Origin of the sequence: Okeania sp., from assembly GCF_035285525.1 — a bacterium.
In the GTDB taxonomy this organism is placed as follows: Bacteria; Cyanobacteriota; Cyanobacteriia; order Cyanobacteriales; family Microcoleaceae; genus Trichodesmium.
In genome coordinates this window covers 1-7,799 of sequence record NZ_JAYKGW010000064.1, presented here as the reverse complement: position 1 = coordinate 7,799, position 7,799 = coordinate 1, and the positions used below count along the sequence as shown (strand labels likewise).

The 7,799-nt window shown below is 35.0% G+C and carries 6 protein-coding genes; 3 read left to right on the top strand and 3 right to left on the bottom strand.

Annotated elements, in window-relative coordinates; all coding sequences use genetic code 11:
• The first annotated feature begins 535 nt into the window (after positions 1–535).
• Together VKJ25_RS06720 and VKJ25_RS06715 are read left to right on the top strand one after the other, a co-directional pair.
• Positions 536–2,017, top strand: a complete 1,482-nt coding sequence (locus VKJ25_RS06720; protein ID WP_324235856.1) for a DUF1800 domain-containing protein — start codon at positions 536–538, stop codon at positions 2,015–2,017.
• A 752-nt stretch (positions 2,018–2,769) separates the two neighbouring features.
• Entirely contained in the window at positions 2,770–3,996 is a 1,227-nt protein-coding gene (locus VKJ25_RS06715; protein WP_324235855.1) for a DUF1501 domain-containing protein, read from the top strand.
• Between the two features lie 164 nt (positions 3,997–4,160).
• Here VKJ25_RS06715 and VKJ25_RS06710 read toward each other — a convergent pair whose 3' ends face one another.
• Positions 4,161–4,343 (bottom strand): hypothetical protein, encoded by a 183-nt coding sequence (locus tag VKJ25_RS06710; RefSeq protein WP_324235854.1) that lies wholly within the window; start codon positions 4,341–4,343, stop codon positions 4,161–4,163.
• Between the two features lie 317 nt (positions 4,344–4,660).
• Here VKJ25_RS06710 and VKJ25_RS06705 point away from each other — a divergent pair, with 317 nt between their 5' ends.
• Positions 4,661–5,734, top strand: a complete 1,074-nt coding sequence (locus VKJ25_RS06705) for a hypothetical protein (RefSeq protein WP_324235853.1) — start codon at positions 4,661–4,663, stop codon at positions 5,732–5,734.
• A 188-nt stretch (positions 5,735–5,922) separates the two neighbouring features.
• Here the strand turns inward: VKJ25_RS06705 and VKJ25_RS06700 are convergent, their stop codons facing one another.
• On the bottom strand, positions 5,923–6,048 hold the full coding sequence (locus VKJ25_RS06700) for a hypothetical protein (RefSeq protein ID WP_324235852.1): 126 nt from the start codon (positions 6,046–6,048) through the stop codon (positions 5,923–5,925).
• 296 nt (positions 6,049–6,344) lie between these two features.
• Positions 6,345–7,289, bottom strand: a complete 945-nt coding sequence (locus VKJ25_RS06695; RefSeq protein ID WP_324235851.1) for an aldo/keto reductase — start codon at positions 7,287–7,289, stop codon at positions 6,345–6,347.
• Between the last annotated feature and the right edge of the window lie 510 nt (positions 7,290–7,799).

Sequence of the window (7,799 nt, the reverse complement as noted above, 5' to 3'; positions counted from 1 at the left end):
GTTCTACATCAAGAGAGAACATTTAAACCCAGGCTTCGCCAAAAAATGAACCAGGCTGCTATGAACAACAATTATATGATCACTGTTCTCCATGCCTTCTGTTAAGGCTCTTTTAGATGAGCTTACCTTAATTGGGCTGTTTCATTATTTTGGTAACACAACCTTCCAGGTTGTTACAGCAAAAGAAGGCTGTATTTGGTAACACAACCTTCCAGGTTGTTACAGCAAAAGAAGGCTGTGTTACAAAGACTCAGAATCTTGCTTGTACAGCCAGGCTGTGTTACAAAGCTCACATATTGCTGAAAATTAACGAGTTTAACCATGGGTAAGTCCTGTAGCATTAGAAGTTAAACAAATACTTACCTCAAAAAGCTAATAACCGAATGCTTCAATCCTCACTTAAAGAATATAAAATAATTCCTGATTTTTGGGAAGAAATTTAATAGTGGTAAAATTACCATATTAGAGTTATAATTGTTTTGTCAAGAATATTTACCAAAAGCACAAAATTAGAGTATTTCAGGAGAAATAACTAATGATAAAAGCCTCTAGGTACTGGATTATATCTTTGCTATTAGGGTTAATGATTTTGTTAGGATTATCAAGTCCTAGCTACACCGATAGTCAATCTACTAATAGTCAAACAATCCATGTTTTAAATCGTTTGACTTTTGGTCCTAGACCAGGAGATATACAACAAGTTAGATCTATGGGAATTGATAATTATGTTCAATCTCAACTGAGACCAGAAACTATTAAAGAATCTCAACAATTCACAAACAAATTATCTACTTTAAAAACTTTATATTTAACTCCTGTTCAGCTTTTTCAACAGTACGGTCCTCTGCCACCAAACCAAAAAAAACAAGCAACTGAAAAAGAAAAAAAAGCCAGACGTCAGGGGACAAAAAAAGTTGTCAACGAAGCTATACAAGCTAACTTAATCAGAGCCATATCTAGTAATAGACAACTGGAAGAAGTAATGATTAACTTTTGGTTTAATCACTTCAATGTTTCTGTTACAAAAGGGCGAGCAGTTCGTCTTTGGATAGGAACTTATGAAAGAGATGCAATTCGACCTTATGCACTTGGTAATTTTCGGGATTTATTAGGAGCAACGGCCCATCATCCAGCCATGTTATTCTATTTAGATAATTGGCTAAATACTGCACCAGGAAGTAAAGGTGTTCGGGGCATATTTAAAGGGTTAAATGAAAACTATGCCCGGGAACTTATGGAACTTCATACTCTGGGGGTAAATGGAGGTTATAAACAAGAAGATATTATTACTTTAGCCAAGATTTTTACAGGTTGGGGAATACAACGTCGTACTGGAGATGGCAGTGGATTTAAGTTTGATGCCAACCGCCATGATAATAAGGATAAAATATTCTTAGGAATACCCATAAAAGGAGGTGGAATGGCAGAAGGAGAAAAAGCTTTAGATATTTTGGCAAATCATCCATCTACTGCTCGTTTTATTAGTTATAAATTAGCTCAATATTTTGTTGCCGATGAACCTCCAGAAACTCTAATTGATAAATTAGCTAAAAGATTTCAAGAAACTAAAGGTGACATTCGTTCTGTATTAGGAACCTTATTTGCTAGTAATGAATTTTGGGATGAAAAATACTACGGCAATAAATTTAAAACTCCTTATCAATATATTATTTCTGTAGTGAGAGCTGCGGGTATTGACCAACCTAAATTTGGTAGAATTAATGGAATGTTATCCCAACTAGGAATGCCTCTTTATAGCTGTGCTACTCCTGACGGTTATAAAAATACTAGAGATGCTTGGTTAAATTCTGATGCTATAATTCGTCGAACTAGCTTTGCGACAATTATCTCTCGTGGGCAGTTAAATCAAGGGAAACCTAAACCAATAAATCATGAGCAACTAAGGGTGACATTAGGAAATAATTTTTCTCCTCAAACTGAAGCTGTAATTAATCAGAATCCAGGTAATTTACAAGCTGCTTTAATGTTAGGTAGTCCGGAAATGATGGAAAGGTAAAATAATGGATAATTGATAATGAAAGAGTTTTTTTAATCTCTAATTTTCTATTGTCGCGGGCAAGATGCGCGCACTACAATAATTTTACTATTCAAACTGTAATTCATAGGAGGTAATGATAACTGATTGAGAGGTAAACTCACGGGAGCAAGATGCACAGTTCCCGAAAAATCGCACTGAGACGACTAATAATGAAATCTTTACTTAATGTATTTGGAATTTGCTGTAACTGATAATTGATAACTTAATTTTGAGGTATTATGAAAAGAGGAAATTTTATACAATTAATAAGCTTATTAGAATCCAGGTGATTGACAAGCTGCTTTAATGTTAGGTAGTCCGGAAATGATGGAAAGATCAACTATTAATTAATAATTAATAATGACATTTGGTTCCAACCGTAACAGAATTCGATATAACAAATCGTTCTGTCATTAGACATCTCCAAAAATAAAATATCCAATCAATTCTTATCCATAAATTATCAATTATTTCTTCCTGTTCCCACCTTTCTGGATATGTCTATTGCGGACGAAAGGTAAACTATCAATTAATAATGACATTTGGTTCCAACCGTAACGGAATTGAATATAACAAATCGTTCTGTCATTGCGACCGAAGGGAAGCAATCTCAGGTCACTCGGTTCCAGTCGCAATGACTCAGATATAGTGATTATCAATTATTCTTTCCTATTCCCACCTTCTGTGTTCCCTATTCCCGATTCAAGTAGCGCTATAACTTTTGAGGTATTATGAAAAGACGTAATTTTATACAATTAACCAGCTTATTAGCTGCTTCCGGAATCATCTCTGTTGGTACTCATGGTTGGGTCGCCAAAGGATTAGCTGAAACCAATAATCGTAAAAGATTAATTGTGGTTTTTCTCCGAGGAGCAGTTGATGGATTAAGTGTAGTTATTCCCCATCAAGAAGACGCTTATTATGATGTGCGACCAAAAATTGCAATTCCTGCTCCTGGAGAACCAAACGGAGCTATAAATTTAGATAATCAATTTGGTTTACATCCCGCTCTCGCAAATATTATGCCTCTCTGGCAAAATCGCAGTTTAGCTTTTGTTCACGCTTGCGGTTCCAACAATGATACTCGCTCCCATTTTGATGCTCAATATTATATGGAAACAGGTGTTCCTGGCAATAAAAAAATTCTTGATGGATGGATGAATCGTTTGTTAGGAAATCTTCCTAAAGATAGACCTACTCAAGCAGTTAACTTAGGGGATACACCACCCCGCATTCTCATGGGTGAAATGCCAGTTGCTAATCTCGCGACAGGTAGAAAGTCAACTCGTCGGTTGCCGATAGATCGTCCTAGAGTTTCTGGAGCATTCGATAGTTTATACAAAGGTAATGATGAACTGAGTACAGTTTACCAGGAAGGTCGTGAAGCTAGAGATTTATTACTTGCTGACTTGGAGAAAGAAATGGAAGAAGCTTCCGGTGGCGCTCCACCACCAAAAGGTTTTGCTGCTGATGCGAAAAATTTAGCTCAAATAATGGTGGGTGACTCCAGAACTCAGTTAGGATTTCTGGCTCTGGGTAACTGGGATACTCACATTAACCAAGGCAACAGTGAAGGTATTTTAGCAAGAAGATTGAAACCTCTGGGGAACGGTTTAGCTACTTTGGTTCGGGAGTTGGATTCCCTTTATTCAGATACGGTGATTTTAGTAATGTCAGAATTTGGTCGCACCGTTAAGGAAAATGGTAATGGTGGTACGGATCATGGTCATGGTAATGTAATGTGGGTTTTAGGTGGTGGTGTTCGTGGGGGTCAGGTTTATGGAGAATGGCCTGGTTTGGATGAATCGGAGTTGTTCCAGGGACGGGATTTGGCAGTGACGACGGATTTTCGGAGTGTGATTTCTAGTGTTTTAGAACAGCATCTTGGTATGGAGCGATCGCGAATAGCACAAGTGTTTCCTGGTTATTCTTTTGATGGGGGTATAGGTTTATTGTAACGAAGCTAGAAACTCTAACGAACCCAGAAACCCGGTTTCTTTTTGATCGGGGTATAGGTTTATTATAACGAACCCAGAAACCCGGTTTCTTAAAGAAACCGGGTTTCTTTAATCTCATTCATTTTTAACCGCACTCTGAACCCAGAAACCGGGTTTCTTTAATCTCATTCATTTTTAACCGCATCCGAGTCTAACCATTTTGCTTTTTGGGGGTTGCCACCAGGATTTTTTAATTCCTTCATTGCTTCAGATACAATCGTCTCCCAGTCAGTAATACTCAATTGTACTGCTGTTTTATTGCCTTGAGAATCCACCAAAAATCTCACAAATTTTAAGGTTGCTGGCAAATCGGTAATGGTATTACCATCTTTTTTTTAAAATGCTTTTTCTCAATTATAGTGCTATTTGTAAGTCAACTGAGTTTTTCCTTAGTAAAGCAGATTTGGTATAATAGAGTTGTCGCTAAATAGGTGGATAAAACTGCTCAAACTAAGACATAGCAGTCATTCTAGAGGGTTGAGCAGTTCAAAAGCTAAAATCCTTATATAACCAGGGTGTGCCAGTTTTTTTGGAGTTATAAAGCGACAAGTCTAATATCTAAATGGACGAAGTCTAGAAGGCAAAGCTTTCACAACTGGGATGATGGTAAATAAGGAGAATTAGTATGGTTGAAATACCAAAAGATTTAAAAACAAATTTGTCTGAATTTATGAAATATTTTTATTTCGTGTTTGAGATTGACTGGGAGAACACAAAAAGGAAAGCCAAAGAAATTAAAGGTACTTTTTTACAACCATTTCCAATGTATGACTATAATGAAGCAAAATTATATGATGAATTATTTTATGAAAAATTATTTAATTTAGAAAGTAAAAATTGGTGGAATAGAGGTAAGTTATTATATAGTTGGAGAGTTCTTTGTAATTACACAAAAACCAAAGGAATATTTGACATTTTTAACCCCTTTGACCATCAAAGAAACTCAAATGTAAATCTAATAGAAGATACAATAGAGAAAATACCAGTAGAGCTAAGAAAAAATTTGTCTTCTTTTATGGAGAGTGTTTACTTAGTAATGGATAATGATTGGTGGTTTACCAAAAATTTGATGTATGATGAATTTTTTGTACCTGAAGCCAAAACATTTTTAAATCCGTATCCAGAATACTCCTATCAAAATTATGATGAATTACATGATATAGAAAGCAGTAATTCTTTTAATAGAGGTGAATTATTACATTGTTGGAGAGTTCTTTGTGATTACACAAAAAGCAAAGGAATATTTGATATTCAAAACCTCGATGTCCCAAACTTAGATATAATTAATATCTCAAATAACATCTCAAATAACATCTCAAAATCATTAAATAACTCTAGATTTGCAGAAGATGTAATTCAATGGAAAAATATTAAATTTCGTTCCCACTCAGAAGTTAAAATAGCAGAAGAACTTGATAGAAGAGGCTTACTTTTTTTACCTAAAAGTGCTGTTCGACTTACAACTAAAAAAGGGCGTGAAAATCAACAGGCAGATTTCTTAGTTTTTCATCGTAAGAAATATGCAATTATCCAAGTAGATGGTGTCTATCATGGACCTGAAATACGAGTAGAAGAACAACAAAAAGAAAGAGATTTTGAAAGGAATGGTATCAGAGTTTTTCGTTTTGATTCAGAAGTTTGTTACAATAATCCCAGGAAAGTTGTAGATGAATTTTTAGAGCTGATTGAACTGATATAGTTTTTCTTTAGATTAAATTCAAAAGTCAAAATTAAAAAGTCATGGATTAAGAATTTTCCAGTTAAAAGCTATTGAATTCATGCATTAAGAATTTTCAAGTTAAAAACTAATGGACTGTTTTAGATGAAATAGTCCACTACTCAACTAACGAAGCTAGAAACCCGGTTTCTTGAATAAACCGGGTTTCTTTAATCCCATTCATTTTTAACTGGATTCCAGTCTAACCATTTGGTTTTTTGGGGATTGCCACCAGCATTTTTTAATTCCTTCATCGCTTCAGATACAATAATTTCATCTTCCTTATTTTCGAGCAAATTAAGAATAGTTTCCTTTAAGGTTTCTTGCCAAACAATCTTACTTTTGAATTTGGTATCAGTGCTGATAATAAGGTTTCTATTAATTTCACTTCAAAGAAAGCACTAAAGAAAATACCCACCAACACTTAAAGTCTGCCTTTCCAAGGGAAATTCAGGGGGATTTTAGACATTGCGATCGCGCTCAGAATCCCCCTGCCCCCCTTTGAAAGGGGGGAGTCAAGAAAAAGTTCCCCTGGGAAAAGTGGGATTCAACTCAAAGTCCCCTTTTCAAAGGGGGATTTAGGGGGATTCAATCAACTTAACCAAGGACGAGTAATTTCCTCTAATCTATCAAATTCCTCTTGAGTCATTTCCCAATCTATCGCCCCAGCATTTTGTCGAACTTGTTCGGCATTTTTACAACCAGCAATGGGAATTACACTATCTTGAAAAACCAACCAATTAAGTGCAACTTGTGCCACAGTTTTGTCATATTTTTCGCCAATTTCTGTTAACAAAGATATGACAGGAGCAATTTTTTCTAAACCAATCTTTTGAAAACGAGAATCAAATTTACGAGCACCTATAGGTTGATTTTCGACAGTATATTTGCCTGTTAATAATCCTTGAGCTAAAGGACTATAAGCTAAAATTGTTACACCTAATTCTCTAGCTTTCTGCAAAATTCCTTTAGTTTCTATTTGACGAGAAAGCAAAGAATATCTGACTTGATTTGTTGCTAATATTACTCCTCGTTTTTCTAGAATTTCTGAAGCTTGAACCATCTCATCGGCAGAATAATTACTAACACCAATCGCTGCAATTCTACCCTGTTTCACTTCATCTGCTAAAGCATTTAATAAAGTTTCCTGACTCATAAAAAAAGTGAACGGCCAATGTACTTGATAAAGAGTAACTTTTGGCACCATTAATCTTTTTAAACTAGCAGTTACAGCATCAGCAACGGACTCTGGAAAAAACCGCCAAGGTACAGGACCATATTTAGTAGCAATTTGCACAGGTTGTTCAGTTTCTTGCATAAATTTGCCGAGCAATTCTTCTGATAAACCATTACCATAAACTTCGGCAGTATCAAAGAAATTTATGCCAGCTTCTAAGGAAGTTTTAAAAGCATTTTCTACTTCATTTTTTCCATAGTTACTGCCATAATTCCAAAAAAGTGTATCGCCCCAAGACCAAGTACCAATACAAATTGGATTAACAGTTATGTCTGTTTTACCTAAAGTAGTTGTTGCCATTTTGAAAATTTCCCTAATTAATGTATGATATTAATTGCACAATAAACGTAGGTTGGGTTGAGGCACGAAACCCAACAACAATAAACAAACTGTCAATTTAGTAGAGTGTATTAATGATAATTTAACGTACCGTTTCCCTCAAATATTTCGGTGTGTTACGGTCTGTTTTTTATGTCGGCTCAAGCGCCGAAAACGCACTCTAATAAATTACGACTGAACTACTATTAATTTAACTATGAAAAATTAATGTTGGCTTTGGTTCCTCAACTTAACTTACACTATTAATTTAACTATGAAAAATTAATTTTGGCTTTGGTTCCTCAACTTAACTTACACTATTAATTTAACTATGAAAAATTAATGTTGGCTTTGGTTCCTCAACTTAACTTACACTATTAATTTAACTATGAAAAATTAATGTTGGCTTTGGTTCCTCAACTTAACTTACACTATTAATTTAACTATGAAAAATTAATTTTGGCTTTGGTTCCTCAACTTAACTTACACTAT